The organism is Raoultibacter phocaeensis (assembly GCF_901411515.1).
Classification (GTDB): Bacteria; Actinomycetota; Coriobacteriia; order Coriobacteriales; family Eggerthellaceae; genus Raoultibacter; species Raoultibacter phocaeensis.
In genome coordinates, this window is record NZ_CABDUX010000002.1 from 167115 (window position 1) to 193059 (window position 25945).

Genomic DNA, 25945 nt, shown 5'->3' on the forward strand with positions numbered 1-25945 from the left:
GCGGGTGCCGAGCTTTGCGGAAACGACGCTTGCGTCCGGCGTGCAATCGCCCTATGAAGGTTCTGACGCCTCGCTTTCGGATGGCCGACGGTCTTACAACGGATACGCTCCGCGCGCATCGCCAAGGCGTAGTATGGTGGCCCCTAACGGCCGGGGCGCGCATGCGCCCTCGGGTAGAAACGAGGTTGCCATGAACGTATTGATAACGGGAGTCACCCCCGGATCGGGAATCGGGTTCGAGACGGCGAAGATGCTTTCCGCCGAGGGTCATAGCGTCATCGCGGGCGTCCATACCGATGAGGAGCTCGAAGAGGCGCTCGGCATGCCCGAGGGCGCGGGCATCGCCTTCATCAAGCTCGATGTGGACGACCCCGAGGACCGCGCCCATGCGGCCGAACTCGACATCGACGCGTATTTCGGCGTCGCCGGCATCGGCGTGAGCGGCAGCATCGCCGAGATCGATATGGAATTGGTAAAGCGGGCGTTTGAGACGAACGTGTTCTCGATGTTCGCCGTTGCCCAAAGCGTGCTTCCGGGCATGCTCAAGAAGGGAAGCGGCCGACTCGTGTTCACGTCGTCGCTTTCGTGCTACCAGCCCGTGCGGTTCTTGAGCGTGTACCAAGCCACGAAGGCGACCATCGCCATGTTAGCCTCGGCGCTTCGCCAGGAGCTCAAGATGATCGACTCCGGCATCGATGTGAGCGTGATTCTTCCCGGCGCCTACCATACGGGATTCAACCAGCGGCTCGTGAACTCCAAGGCGTGCTGGATGGGCCCCGACAGCCTGTTCGCCGACAAGCTCGACGACATCCTCGATCAGGAGCACGCCGCCTTCGACGTACTCGAACGCAGTACGCTCGACACGCTCATGCCCTCGATCAAGCGCGCGATCACGGGGAAGCGCCCGCGGCTTGCGTACGAGGCACCGCTGTCCCAGGCAGTCGGCGTCAAAGCGATGCGGGCGTGGCGCCCTCTCCTCATCGGAGCGGCTGCGGCCCTTGTTCCCGTCGCGGCGGTATGCGCGGTGAAGAAGCTTTTGCGCTAACGGTTCTGGCCCGAGTGCGGTCGGTCGTGCTAGCATACTCCCGATGGGAGTGATTGCAGTGAGCGAAGCTAAAGGATCCGGCCTTATCGATATGGACGACGCGTTTTTCGGGCGCGTGTACGAGCAGGTGAAAAGCGTGCCGTCCGGAACGGTGTGCACCTACGGGACCATCGCCGAGCTTGCAGGCTATCCCAAGGCGTCGCGCGAAGTCGGTTTTGCCATGAGCCGCGTCTTGAGCGAATGGAACCTGCCGTGCCACCGCATCGTCAACGCGAAGGGGACGCTCGCGCCCTCGTACGCGTTCGGCGGCAAGGACAAGCAGCGCGAGCTCTTGGAAGCCGAGGGCGTCACGTTCGTCGACGAAGAGACCATCGACATGCGGAAGCACCGCTGGCCTGCAAGCCCCGAGCCCGAGCAGTTGACGCTCGGCCTCGAGTGAGCGCGCGGCGCGGGTAGAGCGAACGGAGCAGCGTGAACGTACTTGTTTTGGGCGGCACCCAATTCGTCAGCCGGGCCTTGGCCATCCGGCTCATCGCCTGTGAGCACGAGGTGACCATTCTTACGCGCGGTATCGCGCCTGTCGACTACGAGGGCGCCATTCGGCACGTGCGGGCGGATCGCACCGATGCGGCGAGCTTGCGGCAGATGCGGGGGATGCGCTTCGATGCGGTGTTCGACGTGTCGGGATACTCCGTGCGCGATATAGCCCCCGTTCTCGAATCGCTTGCGCTCGACGAGCGGACGAAGTACGTCTTTCTCAGCTCGGGCGCCGTCTACCGCACCTCCGACGAACCGATGGCCGAAGACGCGCCCAAGGGTGAAAACGAGATCTGGGGCGCCTACGGCTCGGGCAAGCTTGCCGCGGAGGAGCTGCTTTGCGCGCAGCAATCCCGCAGAGGGTTTCCCTTGGCGATCATCCGTCCGGCCTACATCTACGGACCGGGAAACAACCTGTACCGCGAGGCGTATCTGTTCGACCGCCTCGAAAGGGGCGCGGCCATTCCGATTCCCAAAGGGGCGGCAAGAACGCAATTCGTGCATATCGATGATCTGGTGCGGATGCTCGAAGGGCTCCCGCGGCTCGATTGGCGCGGTGCCGAAGCGCTCAACTACACGCACCCCGTGACGATCGGGTGGGAGCATCTTGTGGCTTCCGCTGCCGCAGCGGTGGGAGTCGAGCCGCGGAGTGCGGCCGTGGACTACCGCGGAAAGCTGGACGCCCGCGAATTCTTTCCGTTTCGCGATTGCACGTACCTGCTCGATACCGCGAAAGCCGAGAGGTTCGGGTTGGCTCTACCCGAAGTTGGGCTAGCCAAGGGGCTCGAGGAAGCGTACGCATGGTATCGCCGCGCTCGCCCGACGTTGCACGATGCGAAGATGACGGAGGTGGAAGCAGCTCTCTCGCTCTAGCGCACCGCTGTGCTCGCGGGCGACTTCTGACGAGTGCGTGACGGCACCCGACCGCCACCTTCGCCTGTTCGCGGCCATGGTAGTATTGCTACCCGAACTATCGGCGGCTATCGGCGAGGAGCAGCGGTGCAAGAGACCAACGGGACCGGGGCGGGCCCTCAGAGAAACGTGATCGACGACGAGCAGCTGAAAAAGCTGCTTTCCTCGAACAAGCCGAGCTTCCTGCAGCAGAACAAGTACCGTATCGTCACGCTTGCGCTCATCGCGATCAACGTGGTCGTGTTCGCCATCGAAGCGATTCTCGCCGGGTTCAGGGTGAACATCCCCACCATGGTGCTCGTCGACATGGGTGCTATGTACGCGCCTCTGATCCAATCGCCGCTCGACCTGTACCGCTTCGCGACGCCGATGTTTTTGCACGTCGACCTCATGCACCTGGCATTCAACATGGTTGCGCTCTACAGCGTCGGAGAGGTGCTCGAACGGGTGCTCGGCCGCGGCAACTTTCTGCTTCTGTACTTCGTCGGCGGCATTACGGGCAACGCGATATCGTACGCGTCCGACGTGTTCTCGGCAGGAGCCCCCGTGGTGAGCGCCGGCGCTTCGACGAGCGTGTTCGCGCTGTTCGTAGCCGTTGCGCTGCTGGGCCTACTGCACAAGGGCAACCGCCGCTACTTCTCGCAGTACAGCAAAAGCATGCTCAGCATCATCGCCGTCAACGTGGTGTACACGTTCTTGGTCCCGAGCATCTCGATCAGCGGGCACTTGGGCGGCGCGCTCGGCGGCCTCATCGCCATGTTCATGATTCCGAGTAAGAACCTGCGGGTGAACACGGTTGTGCGGGTTGTCGTGGCCGTCGTGTGGGCGGGGGCGTTAGTCTGGCTGCTCGTGAGCCGGGGGTTGTTCGCGTAGAAAGCTCAGCGATGCGGTTTGGTGCTTGTCGCTGCGTGGGAATCGCATGTGATGGGAGGCGCAGCTGCAGGCTATCGTGCAGGCTATCGCAGGACCTTCCTTGTCAACGCGTCGATCTTCTGCATGACCGGGTAGGCGACTACGGCTCCGACGATCGCGCCGATCGCGTTGGTGAGCCACAGGGAAACCTCGGCTTCCTGGCCGGTGACGATGAAAACGACCGCCTCCCAGGGGACGCCGATGATCCCGGCGAGCACTGCCGCCGTGATGCAGGACGATTTGAGCGGCATATGCTGCCAAAGGGCGTTCACGAGGATGAAGCTCAGGCCCGCGAAACCGACCACGCTTACGATCGGTGCGGGGACGGACAGGTTCGGCGCGAGGAAAAACAGCGCAGGCACCCATGCGACAACGAGCAGCCAGCGCAGCATCGTAAGCGACGCGGGTCTCGCGTTTTTGTTCCCAGCGGTATCGTTCGGTGCGTTCTTCATAGTGCACACCCTACCACTGCCGCCGCGCGTTCGGGCGCGGCTTTGCAACCTGTGCTCGTTTCGTAAGGTATTCTGAACGCTTACGTTTCGGCAGCGATGCCCGAACAACCGTTGTATTCGCTTTCCCGTTGCCGCACCCTTGTACGGCAAGCGGCATCGTCTGATGCCGAAACCCAGGTGCAACCGACGGAGGTTCGTTATGAAGCACTACGACGTTGTGGTAATCGGATCGGGCCCCGGCGGTTCGGCTGCGGCCTACGCGCTGAAAGACGGCGGCAAGAGCGTCGCCCTCGTTGAGGAGGACCTGTGGGGAGGCACCTGTCCCAACAGGGGGTGCGATCCCAAGAAGATGCTCGTCAGCGGGTTGGAGGCGGTCGAGCGCACCAACCAGCTGGCAGGCAAGGGGTTCGATCCCATCGAGTCTATCGCATGGCCCGACCTCATGGCGTTCAAGCGCACGTTCACCGAACCGTTCCCGCGCTCGTTCAAGGAAGGCGCCGAAGAAGCGGGCATCGATGCGCTCGAGGGCTCGGCCCGCTTCGTCGACGAGGGACGGATCGAGGTTGCGGGGGAAACCATCGAAGCTGACGCGTTCGTCATCGCGACGGGGCAGCGACCGAGCATCCTCGACATCGAAGGCAAGGAGTACCTCGCTACGAGCACGGACTTCCTCGACATGGATACGCTGCCGGAGACGATGACCTTTCTCGGAGGCGGATACGTTTCGTTCGAGCTCGCTTCCATCGCGAACGCCGCAGGCAGCAAGGTGACGATCGTCCATCACAACGATCGGCCCCTCAAGGGCTTCGACGCCGATCTTGTGTCGGATTTGGTGAAGGCGCTTGAGGATCGGGGAGTCGAGTTCGCGTTCGATGTCGACGTTAAGCGCATCGCGAAGACCGAAAACGGATTCGCGCTCGAAGCTGACGGCTATTCTGCTCAAAGCGCGTGCGTTGTCGGTGCTACGGGAAGAATCCCCAACGTGGAGCACCTCGGCTTGGAAAACGCTCATATCGACTACGACAAGCACGGTATCGTGGTCGACGACCATCTTCGAACGGCGAACGAGCGCGTGTTCGCGTGCGGCGACGTACTCTCGAAGCGCGAGCCGAAGCTTACGCCGGTGGCGTCGTTCGAGGGCCGCTACGTTGCGCAGCAGATCCTCGGAAATTCGACCGACTCTCTCTCGTATCCCCCCATGGTTTCGGTGGTGTATGCGAGCCCCAAGGTGGCGCAAGCGGGGGTGAGCACGAAAGAGGCTGAACAGAATCCCGATCGGTACAAGGTCAAATCCGTAGACGTTACCGGCTGGTTCACGTACCGCAGGCTCAATGATCCGGTTGCATACGTGAAGCTCGTGTTCGAAGGCGATCGTCTCGTCGGGGCTGCCGCGCTGAATTCCCAGGCCGACGAGTTGATCAACCTGTTTGCGCTTTTGATCGACAGGGGTATCGGCCACGACGATCTCGACCGCATGATATTCGGCTACCCCACCATTGCAAGCGATTTATCCTCGTTTGTCTAAACCAGAAGCGGCTCGGTGTACCAATCTTTCTGCTCCCAACCGCCTCGCTGGATAAGCGTGTGAAATGCTTCTTCGAAGAAACCGCGCACCTCGGCTTCAGGATCATTTCGCTCAAGAGCTTTCTCGAGGGGAAGGAAGTATTCGGCCTTCTCTAGACTGTAGAATCCGGCCGATGATGCGCTGAGCGTTCCCGAAAGGTCTTCTTCGACGAACGGATAGGGAAGCACGAAGAAGCTCGGGTTGTCCTCGGCGCTGTCACCTGGCCAGAACCCGAACTCGATGAGCTCCTCATCGAACGCAACCTGTTCGATGATACCGTTTCCAGGATACGGCGCGGGCTTTCCGCTGTACAGCACGCCCGTCACGTCGAACGTGCCCCAGAACAAGCTCGGAAGGGCCGATTTGCAGCGGTAGCCCGACATGAAACCGAGGATAGCCCGATACGCGAACGCGAACATGTCGAACCCTTCGCGCGCGGCGCGCGCATCGTAGCGGCGCGTTTCGGTGTTCTCGTCGAAGGGGGTCGTTATATCCATTTCCTGAGGTGCGGGGTTGATGGCCGTATCGATGCCGATCTCGTCGAGCATGCGCTTGAACTCGTCGTAGTACTGGGCGATCGAGCGCTGGTCGCGAAGCTCAAACGAGCTGTGCGATCCGTCGGTGCTCGTTGCGGTTACGGTCGAGGCGAACAGGTCGATCGATATGCTGCACGCGTTTTTCTCGCAGGGGACGAGGCCGGTGGTGAAACCCGTGGCAGTAAGCGGAAGCGTGACCTGCTGCCATTCGGGTTGCGCGGGCATTTTGTCGAGTTTGAATTTGCCGAGCATCTGAGAGACGAGATGCACGGTTTCCGCAGTGCTGCTCCAGGAAGAATACGGGAGGGCTTTCATGGCGTTCTCCTTACGCGTTGTGGTTGTCGATGTGTCGGTTGAGCCGTCGTTCGACGAGCCTCAGCGTCGCATCGGCGATGACGGCGAGGCCTCCGGCAAGGATCGCTCCCCAGAGGATCTTCACCATGTTCTCGGTGCGGAGGCCGTCGAACAAGAGCGTGCCGATGCCGCCCGCGTTGATGAGTGCGGCGATGGTGATGATGCCGATCGTCGAAACGGTGGCGAGCCGAATGCCCGTGAAGAGCACGCTTTTCGCAAGCGGGAGGCGTATCTTGACGAGTATCTGAAACGTGCTCATCCCCATGCCCGTAGCGGCTTCGACGATGGCCGGATCAACGCTTTCGAGTCCGGCGAGGAAGTTTCTCAGCAAGAGGTACTGGTTGTACGTTACGAGCACGATGAGCGCGGTTGTGGTGCCGAGCCCGGTTAGCGGGATAAGGAGGACGAACAGCGCGATGCTCGGGATCGAGTAGATGACCGAGAAGACGTACGTCAAGCTTCTTGCGAGCGTTTTCGAATACATGGAAGCGATCGTGAGCAACGCGGCGATCACCAGGGATACGGCAAGCGTGATCACGAGCAGCTCAAGGTGTTGGAGCAGGGGAGTGACGAGTTTGTCGGGATAGGCGACGAGGTAATCGATCATGCAAGCTCCTCCCAGAACCGCTCTTGCTCGCGTGCCGAGGCGATAAGCGAAGCGGTGAACTCGTCGGCGGGGTGCAGCGCGATGTTTCGGGGGGTGTCGAACTGGCGGAGCGTTCCGTTATCCATGACGATAACGCGATCGCCCAGCTTGAACGCCTCGTTGATATCGTGCGTGACGAACAGAAACGTTTTGCAGAGAGTGCGATGCAGGCGCAAGAGCTCTTCTTGCAGGTTCGTGCGGGTGATGGCGTCAATGGCGCCGAACGGCTCGTCGAGCAGCATGATCTTCGGGTCGACGGCGAGCGCCCGTGCAAGGCCGACGCGTTGCTGTTGGCCGCCTGAGAGTTGCGAGGGATAGCGGTTCTTGTACTCGCGCGGATTAAGGCCCACAACCTCGAGCAATTCATCCGTGCGCTGCTCGATGGCCGTTTTGTCCCACTTGAGCAGCTTCGGTACCGTTGCGATGTTATCGGCGATCGTCATATGGGGGAACAGGCCCACCTGCTGGATCACGTAGCCGATGCGCCTTCTCACGGTTATCTTGTCGATGGTGGAAATATCCTCGCCGAACAGCGTGATCGTGCCTGATGTCGGCTCGTACAGCCTGTTGACCATCTTGAGAAGCGTCGTTTTGCCGCAGCCCGACGTGCCGAGGATAGTGATGAACTCGCCCTCTTCGATGCACAGGGAGACCCCGTTCACGGCAGGCATGCTCGCATCGCGGAACTGCTTGGTCACGTCCTTCATCTCGATGGCTTTCATCTCTGTCCAATCTTATCGTGTGTCTCATGCGGGTTCGATCGGTGCGCCGCCTGAATTTCTGAAAAGGCGGCGCACCGCTGGCGTTCGTGAGTTGGTCTCCCTGCGTACGTGCGCTCGATGCGCAATGGCGGGCGGTACGGTTCGGTTACTTGATCGAGTCGTAGTATTCGCGGGCGACTTCGTCGTACTCGCGCTTGTCGACATCGACGGCAGCGTTCAGGGCCGTGACGGTTTCGGTGTCGAGCGTTGCGCTCACCTTGTTGAGTATGTCGGCGATGTCGGGGTTCGCGTTCAGCACTTCGTTGCGGACAATGGGGGCGAGGTTGTAGGGAGGCCATACCTGCTTATCGTCTACCAAGAGCGTGTACTCGTCGGTGTTCGTGAGCTGTCCTTCGGTGGTATAGGCGGGCGACACGTCGCCTTCGCCGTTCGAGAGCACGCTGTACTTGAGACCGTTGTCGTAGACCTTCGAAGATTTCCAATCGAACGGCCCGTACGTTGCGATGAGGGCGGGAAGACCGTCTTCGCGCTGGTCGAATTCACCCTGTGAGGCGAAGTTCAAATCGCTCGCGTGCTTTTGCAGATCGGATATGGTTTTGATGCCGTACTCGTTGGCGACCGACGTGCGGATGACGAGGCCCTGCCCGTCGTTTGCCTGCGCGTACTCGAGCCAGGTGATATCGAATTGCTTGTCGTATTCGTCCTTGACGATGCGGTACACCTCGTCGGGATCGGTGACCATATCCATGCCGAGAACCGAAAGCAAGCCGGTTCCCGTGTACTCGGGGTACAGGTCGATTTCGTTGCTCGTGATGGTGGTGTGGATGACTGAGCTCGCCACGGCGGGCACGCGCTCGACGGTGTAGCCAGCGTCTTCGAGTGCGAGTGCGTACACTTCGCTCACGACGATGTTCTCCGTGAAGTCTTTGGAGCCGACGCGGATGGTATCCTTGCCGTTTTCGTTGCTGCCAGCGGTTGCGTTGCCGCAGGCGACCAGCGTGACCGCCAACCCTACGGCTGCAAGGCAGGCCGCGATCGTTTTTATCGGTTTCATTTTCGTACCTTCTTTCGCTCTGGCATGTCTATGCGCTACGAGCACGTATTCCAACAAGTCAAAGAGCAGACTGACTGCCAAGGATATGAGGGCGACCGATAAGCCGCCCACGAGGACGAGGCCCATTCTGTTGAGCCCGAGTCCCGTGAAGATAAGTTCGCCCAGGCCGCCTGCGCCGATTTTCGCGGCGAGGGTTGCGCTTGCGATGATTTCGATCGCAGCGGTTTTCATGCCTGCGAGGATGAGGGGAAGTGCTAACGGGAAGCGTACTTTGAAAAGAACTTGCCGGTCGGTCATGCCGAGTCCGTAGCCGGTTTCGACGACGGCTGGATCGACCTCGCCGAGCCCTGCCGTGGTGTTCATGAGGATGGCGGGTACGGCGAGCAGCACAAGCGCGATCGAGGCGGGAATGACGCCCGTGCCCATGATGGGTATGAACAAAAGCAGGATTGCGATGCTCGGTATGACGCGCAGAACCTGGAAGAAGGCGAGCAGCGGCTTTCCCGCGGACTTGAACCTCCAGCAAAGATAGCCCGAGGGGACGCCGATGATGACGGCGATAAGAAACGCGAGCGCGCTGATTTCTACATGCTGCAGAAAAGCCTGTTGCAGCTCGGCTCCGTTCGTGCTGAGGTATTGTGCTATCTGTTCGCCCATGTGCCTTCGTGACGTTCCTTACGCGGGGATGCCAAGGTAAGAGCTTAGTATACTGGTGCCTATAGGCGTGTTGATCTGCACCGTCAGGCTGTTGACAAGGTGAAGGGCTTTTGTAATATGGTCTTTTTGTAAGGGATTATCTAATAGGAAATTAGGATGCGGGTTCGCGCCCTGCATTATCCAGGCGATGCTTAGAGCGCCCTGCGTTACTAATGACGATTGACGTTATTAACGTGAGGCGTTATTATTCATGCATGATAGTTTCGTACAAAGACGGTGAAACGGAAAAGCTTGCACGAGGTGTCCGGGTAAAGAAGTTTGTGCCGTTTGAACGCACGGCTCGTCGAAAGCTGAGGCAGTTGGAAATTGCCAAGGTGCTTGAAGATCTTCGCATACCTCCAGGCAACAGACTTGAAGCCCTCAAAGGTGACCGTTGCGGGCAGCATAGCATTCGCATAAGCAACCGGTATCGCGTTTGCTTTCGTTGGACCGATGCAGGTGCGGAAGATGTCGAAATAGTTGACTACCATTGAAAGAGGCGATCGATATGGGCGAGATAGAATATGCAGTTGTTCCCATTACACCGGGGGAGCTTCTCAGGGAAGAATTTCTTGATCCAATGGGCATTTCCCAGTATCGACTTGCGAAAGAAATCGGTGTACCTGCTGGGCGTATAGGCCAAATCGTTTCAGGAAAGCGATCGATAACCGCAGATACCGATCTACGGCTGTGCAAGTTCTTCGGGCTGTCGGACGGATACTGGTTACGTGCCCAAGCAGCATACGATACAGAAATCGCGTCGCAGAAAATTGCCGACGAGCTTGCTGCCATCAAGCCGTGGAACGGGTCGGCGGCCTAGGGCGTCGATGGACAAGGTTCTGATCAGGCTGTATCTTTGCTTCCCTCGCTCAGGCGTTTTCCTGCATCGAGTTCGTCGAACTTCGCCTTCATGGTGGGGTTGTTGCGCGTGAGCTTCTTGATGGTGAGGCCCTCGGCCTTGTCGTTTGCGAGCCGGAGGTTCCTATCGGAGGACAGAAGCGCGTCTTTCGTCTTCTGCAGATGGTCGATGGTCTTGTCGATCTCGTCGATCGCAGTTTGGAACTTGCGGCTCGCGAGGTCGTAGTTGCGCGCGAAGCTCGATTTGAACGTGTTTATCTGTTCTTCGAAGTTCGTGATGTCGATGTTCTGGTTCCTGAGCGTTTGCAGCTGCGCTTTGTACTCGAGCGAGTTCAAGGCGGCATCGCGCAGAAGCGTGATCATGGGAATGAAGAACTGGGGGCGGATGACGTACATCTTGGGGTAGCGGTAGCTTACGTCGACGATGCCGGCGTTGTACAGTTCGCTTTCGGGTTCGAGCAGCGAGACCAAGATGGCGTATTCGCAGCCTTTGTCGGTGCGGTCTTTGTCGAGCTTCTTGAAGAAATCCTCGTTCTTGTGCTTCGTGGCGGTTTGGTCGCACTCGTTTTTCATCTCGAACATGATAGAGACGATCTCGTTGCCGTGCTCGTCGCACTCGCGGAAGATGTAATCGCCCTTGCTGCCTTGGCTCGCATCGTTGTCTTTATCGAACTGGGCGCTTCGAAACGCCGTTGCGCGCAGCTTGTTGAATTCGGTCTCGCAATGCTGCTCGAGCGTTTCGCCGACCATCTTGGTCGAAAGCTTCGCCTTCATGTCGCGCAAGCGCTCGATCTCTTGATCCTTGTACCGGATGATCTCCTGCTTCGATTGCAGCTCGCTGTGCATCTGCTCTTTGAACGAGGCTTCGAGTTGGGCTTTCTCACTCTCTTTAAGCTTCACTTCGTTGGCGAGCCTATCGCGCTCGCGCTCTGCTGCGGTGACGGCTTCCTGCACCGCAAGCTGCTTCTGCGTCTCGAATGCCGCCACCTGCGCCTTCAGGGCATCGCGTTCCTTTTCGACCGCCGCGAGCGCCTCTTGTACGGCGAGCTGCTTTTGCGTGCCGAACGCGGCTACTTTCGCCTGAAGCTCGTCACGCTCCTTTTCGAGTTTGGCGGCGACCTCTTGGACGGCGAGCGTCTTTTCGTTGTCGAACGCTTTGAGCTGGGACCTCAGGCTTTCGATTTCCGAATCCTTGGTGTTGAGGGCCTGTTGCACCTGGGCCTTCAGCTCGGATATCTCGACGTCTTTCTGCCCGAGTTCTTTCTGCTGCTCGGCTGCGAGCGTTTGCCGAGCGAGTTCGACGGCCTGCTCCCGTTCACGGCGCATCACCTGCTCGCGCTCGCGGATGGCCTCATCGAACTCGTGATTGCGCACCTGCTGCACGATGGCCGCGTAGTCTGATTCGTCGACGGTGAAAACCTGTCCGCAGCTCGGGCATTTGATTTCGTTCATGGGAACCTCTTTCGCGGCGTGTATGCAAAAAACGTATTGGTAGGTATTGTAGACGATATGCGGAAGGTAGGTGTCCCGAGTGGGGGACGAGTCGGATTCGTTGTTGACTCATGCCGTGCGCGCAAGGCATCGGTTCATTCGTATAGTGTCCTATTTATGGTACACATATTGCATGGTAGAGCGGTATGGTGATGCCTAACGGTTGATAGGAAGCGAACGGTGAACAGCATGGAGCATACGAACAACGCGCTCGTTGAGGCATTGCATGAAGAGCGTGCATTGCTCATCCAATTCGAAGAGATCGAACGCGAGCGCAGCGCAAAGGCGCTTGCAAGCATCGAAGGCAAGGGCGACGCGGTCGTCGCACGGCTGGCTGCGTATCGCCGACCGGCATAGAGGTTCGGAATCCTGGGCTCTGAGAGCGTTCGGCCTCCCGTCAAATTCTCGTGCGTCTTTACGGCCGACCTGCGGCGAGCTCGACGGAATGCAGGGGCTTGTACGCTGCGCCGTCCCGCCCGAGCGTGCTTCTGAAGAGCGTGACTGCGGTTGCTTCGTCGTCTTGGGGGAAGGCGAGCGGCGGCAGATCGGCTTTCGGTATGCGTGCGCGGCGGGCGAAGGTGATGTGCGGCTTGAACGGCTTGCCGTCGAAGGGTACGGCTCGGGCGGCAAGCTCTTCTCGTATGTTCGCAGAAAGCTGCATGAGCTCAGGTGCGGGTGCGATGCCGAGCCAGAGCGTCGCATCGTTTGCGCGCCCGAACTTTCCGAGGCCGTCGCTGCGCAGGGGGATAGCTGCGATGTTCGTGCAGGATACGTCTATCGCATCGATGGCGCAAGCGAGGTCCGTCTCGGATGTGTCGCCCAAGAACGCGAGCGTAAGGTGATAGCTTTCCGGGAAAAGGAAACGCCCCTCGATCGAGGGCTTAAGCCGCCGCGAAATCGCAGCGATATCCGAGGCGAAGTCGGGCGGCAGCTCGAGTGCGATGAAGGTTCTCATCGGATGCCTCCTAAATGGCGAACATTTCGGTCGGTTATGATGAGACATTGTACCTCAAACATCATATGCGGGTTTTTGTTGTACCACGTATGGGACACCAGCGGCAAATGTAATGGGTATACTCTCGATATAGAGTGGTGCAAGTTTTTCGAGATGATTGGTTGGCCAAAATGGAGAATGCCAAAAAATGCATCTGCTGGAACTGTGGGGAGGACGTGTCGCTAGAGTATGCGGGTAAAACGTGTCCCGAATGCGGAGCGAGTCTCACCGTTTTCGATTACGACGAGGTGGCCAAAGAGGTTTTAGAACTGAAAGAAGCTCTAAAAAACGAAACAGATGTGCTACGGGTTCGGGTTGAGAAGGCTGCCGGCAGAAATCGCTGTTTTGGTTTTTTGGGAAGATGCCGCTTTTTCCCTACCCTTGTTTTGCTTAAAAAGAAGGTTTCTGCGTTGGGGCGCAGAGAAAAGGAGATCGCTGAAACCGAAAAACGGCTTGCCGAACTTGCTGCAGCGAGATGGTATTGCGGTTTATGGTTCAGGGAGACGGCGATGCTGCCTCGTTCGCTTGGTGGCAATAGCTCGGCGATCGACAGCGTGTTCTATAACGGCGAAGGAAAGTACGAAGTAGAAAGCAGCGCGTCTAACCTATCTCGCGAGGCGGGCGAATACGGTGAGTATAGGGTGTTCGATCTTCTGTCTCAAAGCGTTGAGGCGGGAGAGTTTGGCTATGCTCATTTGATTCCGAGGGTTTTCGTTCCCGTTTTGCGCAATCCCTATTCTCGCCGATGCCAAAACTCCTATGCTGAAATCGATGCCGTGCTCATCACTGAACGGGTAGTTGTCGCCATAGAGGTGAAAAACGTTAGCTGCGAAATTGACATCCGGTATGTTCAGGGTAAGGGTCACCGTGTGGAATTTCGCTATCATGATGATATGGGGCGGGTCTTACGTCGGGAAAAAAGCAATGTAATCAAGCAAAACGCCTATCATTGCAAGGCCCTCGAACACGCTTTGGAAAACTGCGGTGTAAAGAAGGCGGTCAATCTCGTTGTCTTCTGCGAAAGCGACCCCCGCGTCAATGTTTCCACGCAAGGACGCGACGGCGTTTTCGTTGCAACCAACTGGCGCGGTGGCCGCTATCTTCCGAAGGTTATTCACCGGGTAATTCGTAAAAGCGCGCGTATGCGTACCCGAGAGCAGGTTGATGCTCTCTATGAGCACATCAAGCTGAATTACTCCGATCCACATGGTTCGAAAGCGAAGAGCCATGTAAAAGAAGTAAGGGAAGGAAAGCGTCTCGACGAGATGATCAAAGCCATGCGTTTCTTCGAGGCTTCTTGAGTTCTGAGCGTTCAGCGGGTGTGCAGCGGAATCTTCGGGCGGTACGGGAGCGGATACGGTTGGGAACAGGGGTGGACGGATATGGGTTCTCGGGCAAATGTGGTTTTGATACGCAATGGTACAAGGCGCGTTTTCTATAGCCATTCTGCTGGTCAGCATATGGATGAAATAATGATGTGGGGTCCGGAAATCGCCGAATTGGAGCTCTCTGGATGGCAAGATGTCACAGGAGCCGATTCGAATTGCCAAGACGTGCGCTGGCTCGATAACGCATGGGCCGAAGGAGGTGCGTGCATCGATTTTGATACGAGGCACCTCGTTCTATGCGGGGGAGAAGACATCGAGTGCGACGTCCTTTGGATAGAAACGTATCTACGCCTTTTACGATTCACCTGGCGAAACTGGACTATGGAATGGTCGTGGGGAAAGCTCGGTCAAATTGCTCGGTATGCCGGCGTAGATGGGAAGGCGCTTGCTGAAATCGAATGCGACACGAATTGGAGCGTAGGAATAGATCATCTGAGCGACGAATGGATTGCTGAAAATGTATTTACTGGTGAGCCTACTTCGACGTTATCGATTAAGGATTCCGGGTCGTGCGCTATAGCGTTTGTTGATAGTGTGGTTCCGGAATCTTTGCTTTCCCTCGGCGACAGGCTGTTGAGCTTTTCGCCCTTGCTCACACCCGACCCGTTGGACTTCAAGGATTTCAGGTGCTTTCTTATGGGGGGACTGCATATCGATGAAGACTCCAAAGACATCTTCTGCTGGAGAACGTGGAATGCCGATCGACGTATTGTGGATCATGACAAATGGTCTGGATATGCCATCCATGATCTTGGACATGATTATCGTGCGTTTTATCAGGTGATCAGGGGGATGATTCGCATCGAGCAAGTATCGGAAGGGGTTTATATCGACCAGATCCGAAAACGAGTGACCGATAATCTGAGTTCGACTCGGTTGAGCAGAGATGATCGGACGAAGCGTTTTGACGCTCTCGAGCAAGATTACTTTGACGAAAGCCCTTTCGATCGATATGTGCCTTGCGATCTTGACGCAGAAGAGTGCGAACCCGAAATAACAATGGGGGACGTTCTTATGGATGGCGAGCGAGAGTGGATCGAAAACTATCGTTGCCCAATGTGCGGCAGGCCCATACACTATCGTTACTCAGCGTGCATTGGCTTTTCGTACGGGTGCAAGTGTTTTGAGTGCAGAAGTCTGCCTCCGTCCTACATGCCCAATTGCGTTGTCTACTTTGGCGATGAAATGAATTGAGGGGAGCGACGCGTTGAGAGGTTGGCCAACGTGTCTCGGTGAAGACGTTTAGCTGGGTATGGGGTTTTAGATGATGATCCCGTTTATGTGATCTATCTCGTGCTGGATGATCTGCGCGGTCCATCCGGTGTACGATTTCGTTTTTTCGCGAAATTCGACATCTTCATAGCGTATCCTGATGGTGCGGTAGCGCGTGGTCGGACGACGGCCGGCAAGCGAAAGGCATCCCTCTTCCGTACCGTATGTGCCGGCCTTGCTGATGATTTCGGGGTTGTACATGATGCGGTATGTGCCCTCGTCGTCGAATGCGATGATGCGCTTGGCCACGCCGATCATGTTCGCCGCCATGCCGACGCACTCGTGTTTGTGGGCGGCAAGCGTGTCGAGGAGATCCTGGGCCGTCTGCGCATCTTCGACGGTTGCCTGCGCCGAAGGCTGAGCGAGGAACATCTCGTTGGTCATGATGGGCTTGATCATGGTGACTCCGGTTTTTCGCGGGATACATGCTGTACGTACTTAGTGTAGCCGAGCCTGTGCGGTTGCGGAACCTCTTGTGCGCGCACCCGACGACCGCGCACCGTGCCATTTGACTTAGAGTGCACTCCAGGTTTTACAATCGTGTGAACGAAACCGAACAGGAGGCATCAATGAGTAAAAAAGCACTGGTTGCGTACTTTTCATGCAGCGGCGTGACGAAGGGCGTCGCCGAATCGCTGGCCGAGGTTGCGGGAGCCGACCTCTTCGAGATCGAGCCCGAAAAACCCTACACCGCTGCCGATCTCGATTGGACGAACAAGAAAAGCCGCAGCACCGTCGAGATGAACAACCCCTCGTCAAGACCCGCGATCAGGCGCACCGTTTCTAACATGGACGACTACGACGTTGTGTTCGTCGGGTTCCCGATCTGGTGGTATGTCGCTCCGACCATCGTCAACACGTTTTTGGAGTCATACGATTTCGCGGGTAAAACGGTCGTGCCGTTCTGCACATCGGGGGGAAGTGGCGTCGGCCGCACGGGCGAGGTGCTCCGGGCGCTGTGTCCCGATACCGTCATCTGGCGTCCAGCCAAGCTGCTGAACGACGTTTCGAAGGCGAGCTTGCGGGCGTGGGTCGACGGGCTTGATTTGTAAGAGTCGGATACGCGGCATAGTCGAGCGGACGCCGAGCCGTCAGCGCTCTAGGCGATGATCGGATGGGCTGGACTGCTTGCGCGGATGACCTCCGATGCCGCTAAATCTTTCTCGGTTTCGCGGCAAGCAGGCGAAGGAACGTGCCGAGCCCGTCGGGCAGGGGTTTGTAGCGTTTGCCGTGGAGCCACATACCTTGCGCATGCATGCTTTCGAGACCCGCCGGTTCGATGTCGAGCAGGTTTTCCGTGCAGGTGAAGAAATTCGCCTCGTAGCCTTCGCGCAGAAGCCCCTTATTCTCGCCGAGCATCGCGCCGCCGTTTACGGTGTAGGTTTTGAGCGCCTCGTAGGCCGAAAGCGACTGGTCCTCGACATAGAACTCGCGCATGCCACGCATCTGCAGAAACGGATCGACCGATTGCACGGGCGCGTCGGTCGATCCGCAAAGCGGCACGCCCGCTTCGGCCAGGCGCGCAAGGGGGATCTGGCTTGCTATCTGGGTCTCGCTCAGGAAGCGCTCGTAGCCGTGCAGGTAGCGTTTGTCGATCCAGGCGTAGCCCGGCTGCACCGTGACGAAGGGCTTCAGCGTGCAGACGCGTTCGACGGCGTCTTTCGAGGGAAATTCGCAGTGGTCGATGCGATGCCGTCCGCCCACCCGCTCGAAGATGCCCACCAGCTGATCGATGGCCGCATCGCCGATGGCATGCGCCGAAACCATGAACCCGCGGTCCGCAAAGCCTTCGACGGTGTGCGCGAGCTCATCGGTATCGAAGTAGAGCGAGCCTGCGGAGCCGTCGGCGTAGGGCTCGAAGAACGCCGCCGTGCGCGATCCCACCGATCCGTCGAGTTCCCATTTCATGCAGCCGCCCACGCGGCTCGCTCCCATGCGGGGGAGCACCTTCTGAAGCTTCTCTTCGTCCATGTACTGGGGGAATAGGCGGACATCGAGGGGGAAGCGCTGTGCGAGGAACGCGGTAAGCTCCGCCATACGGTCGCGCTCGCTGTCGTCGGTTCCCTCGAGGGCGCACACGGTGCCGATGCCGTAGGCGGCGCACTGGTTGCAGAAGTGCGCGATGCCGCGGGCGAGTGCGGCGGGCGTGATGCTCGAGGCCAGATGGTCGGTGAACTTTCCGAGGTTCGCGTCGTGGGCGGGGCCGACGAAGATGCCGTCGGGCGCGATATCCTCAAGCCCGAGTGCTTCGAGGAGGGCCGAAGAGCACGCTCCCGAATGCCCGTCTATGTTGAGCACCCACACCCGCGCTCCGTTCGCCCACGCGTCGAGCTCATGGCGGTTGGGAAGGCGGCCTTCGTCCATGGCGGCGGACACGTAGTTGCTGAAGATGAAGAGCGAATTCGGCTTCGCTTGCGCGGTATGCGAGCGGATTTTTGCTTCGATGCCCGCGAGGTTGTGGGGCTTCACGCCGCCGTGCACGATATCGCAGATCTGCTCTCCCATGCTTGCGAGCGCGATGCTTTCGAGCATGTGCAGATGCGCATCGATGAGCGCGGGAAACACGTGCGCACCCCCGAGGTCGACCGTTTGCGCGCCGTTCGCTTCCGCAGTTTCATCGAATCCTGTGATGATGCCGTTCTCGACCGTCATCGTGGCGTGCGTGTCGGTTTCGCTTTCCATCGTGTGGAAGGTTGCGTTTACGAAGACAGTGCGCATGACGCTTGCCTAGATTCCAACCGCACTGCCGATGGCCATGAGCAGAAACGCCAGCAGCACGACAACCTGCAGGGGCGTGCTTGCAAGGGGGTTCGGCAGCAAAAGCTTGCCGTTTTCCCGACGGCAACGTCTGAACGCGGGCACGACGAGGAAAGCCATGAGGATGGCGATGAGGCCGCCCGCCGTGCGCATGATGTCGAGGAATCCCCCGAGGTTCAGCAGCACGAGGATGAGCGAGGGAAGCGTGGCGATGACCCAGCAGATGCGGCGGTTCCACTTCGTCTGTTCCTCGACGATATCTGAGAGCGCGAGCGAGATCGACCAGTATGTGGTGAGCATCGCGAGTACGGTGAACGCCGATCCGAGCACCTGGGCCCAAAGCCCTATGCCCTCAGACCAGCCAATCATTGCAAGCTCGGTGATGCGCGCGGAGCTTGCGAGCGAACACGTGACGATGACGAGGATGAACATGAGGTTGAGCCCGAGTCCGATGAGGATTGCCTTGCGCACCTTGGCGGGATCGCGATCGAGCCCTTCGACGGCTTGCGGCACGCTGAAGAACGCGACGAACGAGAACATGGCCATGCCGAAGAAAGCGAGGAGCTCGTTGGGCGTGCCAACGGTACTAAGCGGCAACGGATTATGCCAGTTGAAAAGCGAAGCAACGGCGAGTACCGCAACGATGGCGATGATGATGCTGACCGAGATGGATTCGCTTATGCCGAGCACTTTCAAACCGAAGAACACGACAGCAGCGGCGATCACGTAGAACAAGAGCTGAGCTGCCAAGGGAGGCAATCCGGCTGCCGCGAATATCTCGGCACCGCCTGCGATGTAGGCAGCGAGGTTCGTGATGAGCACGAGTGTGGTGAGCACGAACAGTGCGATCACGAACACATTGCCGTGTTTGCCGCGGAAAAGGTAGGTGCGAAATACCGAGATGACCTGCGTGCCCTTGCCGCTTCCGATCGTCAGCTCGGCGAGCATCATGTGCATGCAGTAGCTGAAGAAAAACGCGGCTAGCATGATGGCGAGGCTTGGTACGAGTCCGGCACGGTCGACGAGGTAGGGAAGCGTCATGACGCCGCTGCCCACGCCGTATCCGGTGATGATGCAGGCTGCCTGCCAGACGGTGAGTTTTCGTTCCATGGGGATCCGTTCTTGCGATGCGGCCTAGACCAGCTTGCCCTTGCAGTGGTCGATCATATGCTGGATGATCTGGGCCGTCCATCCCGTGAAATCCTTCTTGCGGGACACGAGCGCGCCATCGACAAGCTCGTCGTAGGCAACTTTGATGCGATCGTAGCGCGTCACCTTGGATTCGTCTTCGAGCGAAAGGCAGCCCTCGACGGCCTTGAACGCGCCGAGCGCCTGCTTGAGCACGGGATTGTACATGACGTGCGGCTGGTCGTTGTCATCGAGGTAGACGACAACGCGCTTGGCGAAGCCGATCTGGTTTGCGGCCAGGCACGCAGCGCCCTCGAGCGACGCGATGGTATCGAGCAAGTCCTGCGCCACCGCTTCGTCTTCGACCGTAGCTGCCTCGCAGGGCTGCGAGAGGATCGCTTCGTCTTTGGTGAGTTCCTTGATCATGGTGCTCCTGTCTTGGTGGGCCGTGCTCACGCGTTCTTCCGGCAATACCGCTCCCTCTCGGAGGCGGATTTCTCTTCCGATGAATTCTATCACGAGGGGATGTTGGTTGAGCACCTTGGATAAGCAGGGGCTAGTTACATTCTTGGGTCGAAATTTGCGTTTACCCGAAGTCGAGCAGATCCCGAATGTCCATGTCGAATACGTCCGCGAGGGCGAGCAGCGTAAACAAGCGCGGATTCATGGGGGTGCCTGGTTTTGATTCACCCTTTTCGAATTTCTGATACGTGTAGGTCGATATGCCCGCAGCGTGGGCGACGCTCTCTTGGCTTAAGCCCCGTTCGTCGCGAAGGGTGCGGAGACGTTGTGCGAGCTTTGCCGAATATGCCTCGAAAGGGGCTTGTTGTTTGCGAGTATCCATGTACTCATAATTCCTCAAATTCCCTCTAGACACTACCATATATGTATGGGAATATATTTATGGAGCTTTTTAGTAAGGGGTAGGGATGCACTAAGGTTCGGCGATGGGGTTTCTCGTCAATTCCGTCGCAAACCGTACGAGGGCTTGAGGATTATCTGACAAAGCAAAGGTTCGCTCAAAACTGAAAAGGCACTTAAAAGGCTTCGCAGCAGAGGCTATCCTCTCGCGGTCTTGCTGCGTATTCCCAGATTGAAAGGGGATTCGATGGGGCTTGCTCGAAATTCAATACGTCGTATAACATGGCTCTGCGTCTCGATATGCGCTGCGGGTGCGGTAGTGGGGTGTGCGCCGCATGCGCCCAACGCGGTCAAAACAGAGAACGTCAGCGAGAACCCCGTTTCAGCAGTCGCCTTTACTTGGTCGCCCGATTCCGATTGTGCGATGTGCCACGCTATCGAATCGGAATCGATGCAGGACTCCGCGTATCCAGCCGCTCTTCACGAGCAGGAAGCGGCTGATTGCCCAACGTGCCATGCGGATGATTCGAAGCTGTCCGTGGCACACGAAGGGGTTCTGCCCGATTCCGAAATGCCGCAACGGTTGAAAAGCACGGCAGTGCCCGAGCAGCTGTGCCTCGATTGTCACGATGACGTGGCGGTTCTCGCGCAGGCAACCGAGGACCGTGCGGCGCTTATCGATTCCGAGGGAACCGTCGTCAACCCCCATGAACTTTCGGAATCCGAGGATCACGAAGGAGTTTCCTGCTCCGATTGTCACAAAATGCACTCGTCTGATCCAGTGGAAGAGATTGCCATAGGGGCATGTCTCAGCTGCCATCACGAGGGCGTGTTCGAGTGCTACACATGCCACGAATAGGCGATTTAGCAGGGGCGCTCTTGAAAGGTATTGGCGGTACAAGACCGCCTGCCGAAGAAGAAAGGGGAACAGATGGAACATGCGGTATCGAGGAGAAGCTTCCTCAAAGGCGTTGGTCTTGCAGGTGGCGCGGTGGGTGCGGGGATGCTCCTCAACGGGTGCGCTTCGGGCGGGGAAAGCGCAGGCGAGGCGACTCCCTGGTGGGCTCCTGAATTGTGGGACATCGAAACCGACGTCATTGTGGTCGGCACGGGCGATGCCGGAGCGCCCGCAGCTATCCGCGCAGTCGATGCGGGTGCCGAGGTTGTCATGATCGACAAGGGCGAGTTTTTCGGCGGCTGCTCGGTGCTTGGCGGAGGAAACTGCCAGCTCGCGTGTACGAGCGTGCAGGAGCGGCTCGGCATCGAGGACAAGCCCGAATGGGCCTTTGAAGACCAGATGGAGTTCGGTTTGCACCGCTCCAATCCCGAGGTTCTTCAGGCGTGGATCGATACTTCTGACGAATACGCAAAATGGGTGGAAGACGTGTGCGGTGGCGAGTGGGTCGATGTGACCAAACAGGAGCCCGCACGCGTTCCGCGTTCGCATCAGATCGCAGAGCACAAAGGCCAGCCCCAGGGTTCGGGCGTCGTGTTCTCGATGCTGTTCCACGAGCAACTCGAGGCACGTGGCGTGCAAATTCTGCTTGAACACAAGATGACGAAGCTGTATCGCGAGCCAGGTGGTCCCGTTCTCGGGCTTAAGGTGGAAACGCCCGACGGCACCATCAACATGAAGGCTCGCAAAGGCGTGGTGATCGCTACAGGTGGGTTCAAGGGCAATCCACGGATGATCAGGGCACAGCACGCCGCGTTCGACGAGACGTTGATCTGGACCGGCTGGCCTGATGTTCTGCCGACCGGCGACGGCCATCTGTGCGTGATGGACGCGGGGGGCGGCTGCGTTGATATGTCGTTTATCATGGAGTTCAGCGGCAGGCTTGGGAGCCGTCAGTATGTGCGGTGGGATCGCCCGCACTTCGACAACCCCTCGACGAAGACGGGACTGCCTTCGGGAAAGCTCGACCACATGGTGTTCGTGCAGAACCAAGGCACCCGCTATCTCAACGAAGCAGGATGGGAGGCTGGGCACACGCTTCCGTGGCTCCCTCACATGATCGCCTTTTTGCAGATCGAAGGCAGGCCCCGTATGGAGTGGTTCGTGACGGATCAGGCGGGGGCTGTGGACGCCGGCTGGGACAAATTCGAGGATTCGTTTACGAGCCCCGATCCCGAGAACACGCCCTGCTGCGAACCGGGTTGGGTTGCCAAGGCCGACACCATCGCCGAGCTTGCGGAGCAGATGGGCGTTCCGGTTGATAACCTTGAGGCAACCATTGCGCAGTACAACGAGTACGCTGCTGCGGGCGAAGACCCCGATTTCGGCAGGCCCGGCCCCCTCTATCCGGTTGCTGAGCCGCCGTTTTGGGCTGCGCGTTGGTGCCGCATGCCGCACGATCAGTGCACGGGCATCCGCGTGAACCAGAACATGCAGGTCGTCGATCAGTCGTTCCAGTGGCAGCCCGAAGGCTGCGACAGCGTTGCCATCAGCGAAGAACCGGTTATCCCGCATCTGTATGCGGCAGGCGAGTGCACGGGCGGCACGGGCGGTGCCGTGCGCGGAAGCGGCAAGCGCGGCTGGTACCAGGTGCACGGCTACATCGCAGGCGACATGGTCGGCAAGGAAGAGCCGATTGCGTAGGTTGCGCTTGAGTTGGAAAACCGAGCAGATCGGCTGGTTTGGCCGGGTGGCCGATCGAGTAGTGTTTGGCAGAGGAGCCGATCGACTGGTTTGGCCGGCAGAAAAGTGCGCATCGGGCGATGCCTGATCGGCATACGGAGTTGACTGAACGGTTGACGCTGGATCGGCGGGATTCCCCATCACCAGCAAGGGCTGTTCGAGTCGAGAAGATTGCTTTTGGCGGGGAAGGGGCTTGGGATTCCTTCCCCGCTTCTGCGTGAAAGGTTGTTGCGATGGACGAAAATCGAAACGGTACCGACGATGCGGCACGCGGGATCAGAGACTCCTCGCCGATCGAGACGCATGCCGCCGAACTCTTGCTGAGCAGACGCAGGCTCGTCCGGCGGCCGGATGGGGCCGATCTGGTCCTGATCGCGCGGGTGACCTGCTTTGATTTCTGCGATCTCAGGGGAACCGGAGTGCTTGTGCGGGACAGCGCGGGTCGAAAATGGGAAGAGGAGATCGTTGCCTTCAACGGCGCCGAGAACGAGACGCGCGAGATATGCGTTTCTGTGGGTCCCGAAGCGGGAGCGTACTCATGGACGGCGACGTATTGCGACGCCGGGGATGAGGTGCGCCCTGCCCACGGCGAGGTCGAAAGCACGGTTTCATACGAGTACCGTCCTCACGCGGTGAGCCTGGCAACGTGGGGCGTACCGTTTCCGGCTTACGTGGGGTGGCCCGCCGCCGTCAAGGTCGGCGCGAAGTGCTCGAGCGGCTGCTGCTTGGGCGGCACAGGGTTTCGCATATGCGACGAGAGCGGGGAAGAGGTTGCCGTTGGCGTTCTCGGCGATGCTCCGCGCGAGGGCACCGATGGACTTTATTGGGCCGAAGCGTCTTTCGCCGCGCCCCATGAACCCGGAGTCTATCGCTATACCGTAGCGCTTGCCGCTACGGAGAGACATGAGGAAGCGAAGTCGACGTTCACACTGCTGGCTACTCGGGAAGCGCCCTACAAGATAAACGTCGCCGTGACCGACGAAAAAACCGGCAAGCCTCTCGCCACCGCGAGGGTTTCACTTCATCCCTTCATCGAGACGACCGAGGCCGACGGCCATACCGTACTCCCCGCATGCGCCAGCAAAGTGGATCTGCGCGTTGTTGCCGAGGGCTACGAAGACGAGTTGCTTTCCCTCGTGGTGACGGGGGATGCGAGTTTGCATGTTGCGCTCAGGAAGAAGCCTGAGGATGTGGGTGATTTTTAGGATGAAGCGGCACGCGGCTTCTTTTCATTTTGCGAGGTTCGCTTCGCGCTTGGAATGCTTAACGCATGGATTCGATCGAGGTACTGCGCTATAGTGGTGCAGGTGCGATAAACCGCTTTTGTTGGTGCACTCTTAGCATGAATAGTTGGCGTATGCTTTGTTTAGGTCAACACGACCGAAGGAGAGCCATTGAAGTGCTTGAGCTTCCAAGAACCCTTCGCGACATTCATAGCGACAGGCCAAAAGACGATTGAATGTCGTAGCAGGAAAGTTAAAACGCCAATCGAGAACCTTGTTGTTTGCGCATCGAAAACAGCGCGGATGTACGACAACATACCGGGTTTGCTCTATGGCTATGCAATTGGCTTGGTCGATGTTGTCGATTGCGTACCGTTTGCCCATGCCCATAGGAGGCAGGCGATGATGTCTGAGTTGCCTGACATAGATTCCTATGCGTGGATTCTTGAAAACCCTCGGATGATCAAGCCTTTTCCCGTGCATGCCTCCGCAGGGTTCTTCTATGATGAAACCGAACCTATTTTAGTCGAAACGAGCGAGTCGTCGTATAGAGAGCACATGCTTTCTTTGGCGTACCGCGGAGATAGAGATCAGGAAGAAGATGTTATCGAGTCACTGTTCGGAGACCCAGATCTTCCGTGGCAGATTTTTGACCTGTGAACTGCACGTCGGCATCCTGGGTGGCTTTTTAGTGCTTCTTTGTTTTTGACTTGAGCCATGCGTCTATAGTGCAACAAACCTCGTAGAACCCACTTAGATCGACGAAATAGAATTGTCATTCGCGCTTTGGGACAGCGGCGAAAAACTTGAAGTTGCGCGAAGTTATGATAGCCATAAAAGCAGTGCGGCCAATTTGGGTTGCTTCGTACTGCGATAAAATGGAAGACGATATCGTAAGTAAGCATTTTCATGGAGAAACGAGATGCGCATGGGTCGGTTGAAAACGATAACGACGCAATTCATTAACGGGAACCCAAAAGGGGTGCGCGTTTGCTTGAGAACTTTGTCGCCGATAACAACCGTCGTCGTTCCCCGTCCTCTTATGGACGAGGCGAGGACGATCGAACTCCCTTCCCATGGAGTCTACTATCTCATTGACGACGAAGACGGCAGACTTTCCCGTTTGTATATCGGACAGACTACCCAAGGTATACTTCGTCTTGAAGATCACAAGGTGAAAAAAGAGTTTTGGAATAAAGCCATACTGTTTTTAGCCGATAGCTCAGTGCTTACGCTGGATTTGATCAGTGCTCTTGAACGATATGCAATCGAAAAAGCTCAGGAATCGAAGCGTTATTCACTTGAAAACAAAATCAATCCAAAGTGCAGAATAGATCAGTATCAGAAACCGATTGTTGAAGAAGTGTACGAGGAGATAGGGTTTATTTTGTCGTCGCTTGGCTACGATATGGAGGATGCGCGCGAAGGGATCGCAAGAGAAAAGATCTTGTACACGTCGCGCAGGGGCGTCAAAGCTTCTGGTGTCTATACGGGAGACGAGTTCGTCGTTTTGGATGGTTCTCCGATCGATGTGTCTTTTCCGGCTAAACTCGAAAAGTACAATCAATTGCGAAAAGCTTTGGTTGAATCGGGGGACTTAAGCGAGGATGCAAGCGGGATTGTGCGGCTTGCGAAGTCGATTGCCTTTGACTCCCCAAGTGGTGCAGCAGATTTCGTCCTTGGGGGATCCAACAACGGTTGGGTTGAATGGCGGGACGGCGAAGGCCGAACGATGGATGGATTGTATAGGCGTTAGAGGAGAGCTGTCATTGTTTCGCAAGTATTGCAATATGGGCGAGATAGGCGGACGTGTTAACAGGGTTTCCGCCGTCTATGTATGGGAGAAGCAAATCTTTGCGAGAGCAAACGCAGTGAAATGCTGTCCCTACGTAACCGCCTAGCGCA

General features: G+C 57.9%; 28 protein-coding genes. 16 read left to right on the forward strand and 12 right to left on the reverse strand.

Annotated elements, in window-relative coordinates:
- Positions 1-190: 190 nt before the first annotated feature.
- From FJE54_RS08580 to FJE54_RS08595, 4 genes are all read left to right on the forward strand, one after another.
- Positions 191-1045: an SDR family NAD(P)-dependent oxidoreductase gene (locus FJE54_RS08580; RefSeq protein WP_180326668.1), complete on the forward strand. Its 855-nt coding sequence runs from the start codon at positions 191-193 to the stop codon at positions 1043-1045.
- 58 nt (positions 1046-1103) lie between these two features.
- Positions 1104-1484: an MGMT family protein gene (locus tag FJE54_RS08585; RefSeq protein WP_255467317.1), complete on the forward strand. Its 381-nt coding sequence runs from the start codon at positions 1104-1106 to the stop codon at positions 1482-1484.
- A gap of 32 nt (positions 1485-1516) precedes the next feature.
- Positions 1517-2455, forward strand: coding sequence for an NAD-dependent epimerase/dehydratase family protein (locus tag FJE54_RS08590; RefSeq protein ID WP_139652389.1), 939 nt, complete (start codon positions 1517-1519; stop codon positions 2453-2455).
- A gap of 126 nt (positions 2456-2581) precedes the next feature.
- Positions 2582-3367 (forward strand): rhomboid family intramembrane serine protease, encoded by a 786-nt coding sequence (locus FJE54_RS08595; RefSeq protein WP_139652390.1) that lies wholly within the window; start codon positions 2582-2584, stop codon positions 3365-3367.
- A gap of 83 nt (positions 3368-3450) precedes the next feature.
- On the opposite strand, the gene FJE54_RS08600 is transcribed toward FJE54_RS08595, so the two are convergent.
- Positions 3451-3858 carry a VanZ family protein gene (locus FJE54_RS08600; RefSeq protein WP_139652391.1) on the reverse strand — a complete coding sequence of 136 codons (408 nt, stop codon included), beginning with the start codon at positions 3856-3858 and terminating at the stop codon, positions 3451-3453.
- Positions 3859-4057: 199 nt separating this feature from the next.
- On the opposite strand from FJE54_RS08600, the gene FJE54_RS08605 reads away from it, so the two are divergent.
- The gene (locus FJE54_RS08605) at positions 4058-5383 is read left to right on the forward strand and encodes a dihydrolipoyl dehydrogenase family protein (RefSeq protein ID WP_139652392.1); all 1326 of its coding nucleotides are present in this window, start codon (positions 4058-4060) and stop codon (positions 5381-5383) included.
- Here FJE54_RS08605 and FJE54_RS08610 read toward each other — a convergent pair.
- From FJE54_RS08610 to FJE54_RS08625, 4 genes are all read right to left on the reverse strand, one after another.
- On the reverse strand, positions 5380-6273 hold the full coding sequence (locus FJE54_RS08610) for a DUF5996 family protein (RefSeq protein ID WP_139652393.1): 894 nt from the start codon (positions 6271-6273) through the stop codon (positions 5380-5382). The genes FJE54_RS08605 and FJE54_RS08610 overlap by 4 nt on opposite strands.
- A gap of 10 nt (positions 6274-6283) precedes the next feature.
- Positions 6284-6919 carry an ABC transporter permease gene (locus tag FJE54_RS08615; RefSeq protein ID WP_139652394.1) on the reverse strand — a complete coding sequence of 212 codons (636 nt, stop codon included), beginning with the start codon at positions 6917-6919 and terminating at the stop codon, positions 6284-6286.
- Positions 6916-7680: an ABC transporter ATP-binding protein gene (locus FJE54_RS08620; protein ID WP_139652395.1), complete on the reverse strand. Its 765-nt coding sequence runs from the start codon at positions 7678-7680 to the stop codon at positions 6916-6918. Before FJE54_RS08620 ends, FJE54_RS08615 begins: the two co-directional genes overlap by 4 nt.
- 145 nt (positions 7681-7825) lie before the next feature.
- The gene (locus FJE54_RS08625; protein WP_139652396.1) at positions 7826-9391 is read right to left on the reverse strand and encodes a glycine betaine ABC transporter substrate-binding protein; all 1566 of its coding nucleotides are present in this window, start codon (positions 9389-9391) and stop codon (positions 7826-7828) included.
- A gap of 254 nt (positions 9392-9645) precedes the next feature.
- Between FJE54_RS08625 and FJE54_RS16455 the strand changes: the two genes are divergently transcribed.
- Together FJE54_RS16455 and FJE54_RS08635 are read left to right on the forward strand one after the other, a co-directional pair.
- Positions 9646-9924, forward strand: coding sequence for a type II toxin-antitoxin system RelE/ParE family toxin (locus FJE54_RS16455; protein ID WP_139652397.1), 279 nt, complete (start codon positions 9646-9648; stop codon positions 9922-9924).
- Positions 9925-9938: 14 nt separating this feature from the next.
- Positions 9939-10250: a HigA family addiction module antitoxin gene (locus FJE54_RS08635; protein ID WP_139652398.1), complete on the forward strand. Its 312-nt coding sequence runs from the start codon at positions 9939-9941 to the stop codon at positions 10248-10250.
- A 23-nt stretch (positions 10251-10273) separates the two neighbouring features.
- Here FJE54_RS08635 and FJE54_RS08640 read toward each other — a convergent pair whose 3' ends face one another.
- Positions 10274-11740, reverse strand: a complete 1467-nt coding sequence (locus FJE54_RS08640) for a DUF2130 domain-containing protein (RefSeq protein WP_139652399.1) — start codon at positions 11738-11740, stop codon at positions 10274-10276.
- A gap of 228 nt (positions 11741-11968) precedes the next feature.
- On the opposite strand from FJE54_RS08640, the gene FJE54_RS16035 reads away from it, so the two are divergent.
- Positions 11969-12136, forward strand: a complete 168-nt coding sequence (locus tag FJE54_RS16035) for a hypothetical protein (protein WP_180326669.1) — start codon at positions 11969-11971, stop codon at positions 12134-12136.
- Between the two features lie 58 nt (positions 12137-12194).
- Here FJE54_RS16035 and thpR read toward each other — a convergent pair whose 3' ends face one another.
- Complete coding sequence (thpR, locus tag FJE54_RS08645; protein ID WP_139652400.1) at positions 12195-12734, reverse strand: RNA 2',3'-cyclic phosphodiesterase; 540 nt, start codon at positions 12732-12734, stop codon at positions 12195-12197.
- Positions 12735-12904: 170 nt separating this feature from the next.
- On the opposite strand from thpR, the gene FJE54_RS08650 reads away from it, so the two are divergent.
- Together FJE54_RS08650 and FJE54_RS08655 are read left to right on the forward strand one after the other, a co-directional pair.
- Positions 12905-14074 carry a nuclease-related domain-containing protein gene (locus FJE54_RS08650; RefSeq protein ID WP_255467472.1) on the forward strand — a complete coding sequence of 390 codons (1170 nt, stop codon included), beginning with the start codon at positions 12905-12907 and terminating at the stop codon, positions 14072-14074.
- An 81-nt stretch (positions 14075-14155) separates the two neighbouring features.
- Complete coding sequence (locus FJE54_RS08655; RefSeq protein ID WP_139652402.1) at positions 14156-15355, forward strand: hypothetical protein; 1200 nt, start codon at positions 14156-14158, stop codon at positions 15353-15355.
- Positions 15356-15421: 66 nt separating this feature from the next.
- Here the strand turns inward: FJE54_RS08655 and FJE54_RS08660 are convergent, their stop codons facing one another.
- Complete coding sequence (locus tag FJE54_RS08660; protein WP_139652403.1) at positions 15422-15832, reverse strand: peptide deformylase; 411 nt, start codon at positions 15830-15832, stop codon at positions 15422-15424.
- A gap of 170 nt (positions 15833-16002) precedes the next feature.
- Here FJE54_RS08660 and FJE54_RS08665 point away from each other — a divergent pair, with 170 nt between their 5' ends.
- A complete protein-coding gene (locus FJE54_RS08665; protein ID WP_139652404.1) occupies positions 16003-16485 on the forward strand; it encodes a flavodoxin in 483 nt (160 codons plus the stop codon).
- Positions 16486-16585: 100 nt separating this feature from the next.
- On the opposite strand, the gene FJE54_RS08670 is transcribed toward FJE54_RS08665, so the two are convergent.
- From FJE54_RS08670 to FJE54_RS08685, 4 genes are all read right to left on the reverse strand, one after another.
- Complete coding sequence (locus tag FJE54_RS08670; RefSeq protein ID WP_139652405.1) at positions 16586-18151, reverse strand: amidohydrolase; 1566 nt, start codon at positions 18149-18151, stop codon at positions 16586-16588.
- A 9-nt stretch (positions 18152-18160) separates the two neighbouring features.
- A complete protein-coding gene (locus FJE54_RS08675; RefSeq protein ID WP_139652406.1) occupies positions 18161-19300 on the reverse strand; it encodes an aromatic amino acid transport family protein in 1140 nt (379 codons plus the stop codon).
- A gap of 24 nt (positions 19301-19324) precedes the next feature.
- On the reverse strand, positions 19325-19744 hold the full coding sequence (locus FJE54_RS08680; RefSeq protein WP_139652407.1) for a peptide deformylase: 420 nt from the start codon (positions 19742-19744) through the stop codon (positions 19325-19327).
- 160 nt (positions 19745-19904) lie between these two features.
- Positions 19905-20162: a helix-turn-helix domain-containing protein gene (locus FJE54_RS08685; protein WP_139652408.1), complete on the reverse strand. Its 258-nt coding sequence runs from the start codon at positions 20160-20162 to the stop codon at positions 19905-19907.
- Positions 20163-20426: 264 nt separating this feature from the next.
- Here FJE54_RS08685 and FJE54_RS08690 point away from each other — a divergent pair, with 264 nt between their 5' ends.
- The 5 genes from FJE54_RS08690 (at position 20427) to FJE54_RS08710 (ending at position 25796) form a co-directional block, all read left to right on the forward strand.
- Positions 20427-21038, forward strand: a complete 612-nt coding sequence (locus FJE54_RS08690) for a cytochrome c3 family protein (RefSeq protein ID WP_139652409.1) — start codon at positions 20427-20429, stop codon at positions 21036-21038.
- 72 nt (positions 21039-21110) lie between these two features.
- Positions 21111-22778, forward strand: a complete 1668-nt coding sequence (locus tag FJE54_RS08695) for an FAD-dependent oxidoreductase (RefSeq protein ID WP_139653760.1) — start codon at positions 21111-21113, stop codon at positions 22776-22778.
- Between the two features lie 272 nt (positions 22779-23050).
- Positions 23051-24022, forward strand: a complete 972-nt coding sequence (locus FJE54_RS08700) for a carboxypeptidase-like regulatory domain-containing protein (protein WP_139652410.1) — start codon at positions 23051-23053, stop codon at positions 24020-24022.
- Between the two features lie 189 nt (positions 24023-24211).
- Entirely contained in the window at positions 24212-24700 is a 489-nt protein-coding gene (locus FJE54_RS08705) for an ASCH domain-containing protein (protein ID WP_139652411.1), read from the forward strand.
- A 268-nt stretch (positions 24701-24968) separates the two neighbouring features.
- Positions 24969-25796 carry a GIY-YIG nuclease family protein gene (locus tag FJE54_RS08710; protein ID WP_139652412.1) on the forward strand — a complete coding sequence of 276 codons (828 nt, stop codon included), beginning with the start codon at positions 24969-24971 and terminating at the stop codon, positions 25794-25796.
- The last annotated feature ends 149 nt before the right edge of the window (positions 25797-25945 follow it).

Coding starts and splice junctions, on each gene's coding strand:
- FJE54_RS08580 (WP_180326668.1), top strand. CDS start 191: ATGAACGTATTGATAACGGGAGTCACCCCCGGATCGGGAATCGGGTTC.
- FJE54_RS08600 (WP_139652391.1), bottom strand. CDS start 3,858: ATGAAGAACGCACCGAACGATACCGCTGGGAACAAAAACGCGAGACCC.
- FJE54_RS08605 (WP_139652392.1), top strand. CDS start 4,058: ATGAAGCACTACGACGTTGTGGTAATCGGATCGGGCCCCGGCGGTTCG.
- FJE54_RS08610 (WP_139652393.1), bottom strand. CDS start 6,273: ATGAAAGCCCTCCCGTATTCTTCCTGGAGCAGCACTGCGGAAACCGTG.
- FJE54_RS08615 (WP_139652394.1), bottom strand. CDS start 6,919: ATGATCGATTACCTCGTCGCCTATCCCGACAAACTCGTCACTCCCCTG.
- FJE54_RS08620 (WP_139652395.1), bottom strand. CDS start 7,680: ATGAAAGCCATCGAGATGAAGGACGTGACCAAGCAGTTCCGCGATGCG.
- FJE54_RS08625 (WP_139652396.1), bottom strand. CDS start 9,391: ATGGGCGAACAGATAGCACAATACCTCAGCACGAACGGAGCCGAGCTG.
- FJE54_RS16455 (WP_139652397.1), top strand. CDS start 9,646: ATGATAGTTTCGTACAAAGACGGTGAAACGGAAAAGCTTGCACGAGGT.
- FJE54_RS08635 (WP_139652398.1), top strand. CDS start 9,939: ATGGGCGAGATAGAATATGCAGTTGTTCCCATTACACCGGGGGAGCTT.
- FJE54_RS08640 (WP_139652399.1), bottom strand. CDS start 11,740: ATGAACGAAATCAAATGCCCGAGCTGCGGACAGGTTTTCACCGTCGAC.
- FJE54_RS16035 (WP_180326669.1), top strand. CDS start 11,969: ATGGAGCATACGAACAACGCGCTCGTTGAGGCATTGCATGAAGAGCGT.
- thpR (WP_139652400.1), bottom strand. CDS start 12,734: ATGAGAACCTTCATCGCACTCGAGCTGCCGCCCGACTTCGCCTCGGAT.
- FJE54_RS08650 (WP_255467472.1), top strand. CDS start 12,905: ATGGAGAATGCCAAAAAATGCATCTGCTGGAACTGTGGGGAGGACGTG.
- FJE54_RS08655 (WP_139652402.1), top strand. CDS start 14,156: ATGGGTTCTCGGGCAAATGTGGTTTTGATACGCAATGGTACAAGGCGC.
- FJE54_RS08660 (WP_139652403.1), bottom strand. CDS start 15,832: ATGATCAAGCCCATCATGACCAACGAGATGTTCCTCGCTCAGCCTTCG.
- FJE54_RS08665 (WP_139652404.1), top strand. CDS start 16,003: ATGAGTAAAAAAGCACTGGTTGCGTACTTTTCATGCAGCGGCGTGACG.
- FJE54_RS08670 (WP_139652405.1), bottom strand. CDS start 18,151: ATGCGCACTGTCTTCGTAAACGCAACCTTCCACACGATGGAAAGCGAA.
- FJE54_RS08675 (WP_139652406.1), bottom strand. CDS start 19,300: ATGGAACGAAAACTCACCGTCTGGCAGGCAGCCTGCATCATCACCGGA.
- FJE54_RS08680 (WP_139652407.1), bottom strand. CDS start 19,744: ATGATCAAGGAACTCACCAAAGACGAAGCGATCCTCTCGCAGCCCTGC.
- FJE54_RS08685 (WP_139652408.1), bottom strand. CDS start 20,162: ATGGATACTCGCAAACAACAAGCCCCTTTCGAGGCATATTCGGCAAAG.
- FJE54_RS08690 (WP_139652409.1), top strand. CDS start 20,427: ATGGGGCTTGCTCGAAATTCAATACGTCGTATAACATGGCTCTGCGTC.
- FJE54_RS08695 (WP_139653760.1), top strand. CDS start 21,111: ATGGAACATGCGGTATCGAGGAGAAGCTTCCTCAAAGGCGTTGGTCTT.
- FJE54_RS08700 (WP_139652410.1), top strand. CDS start 23,051: ATGGACGAAAATCGAAACGGTACCGACGATGCGGCACGCGGGATCAGA.
- FJE54_RS08710 (WP_139652412.1), top strand. CDS start 24,969: ATGGGTCGGTTGAAAACGATAACGACGCAATTCATTAACGGGAACCCA.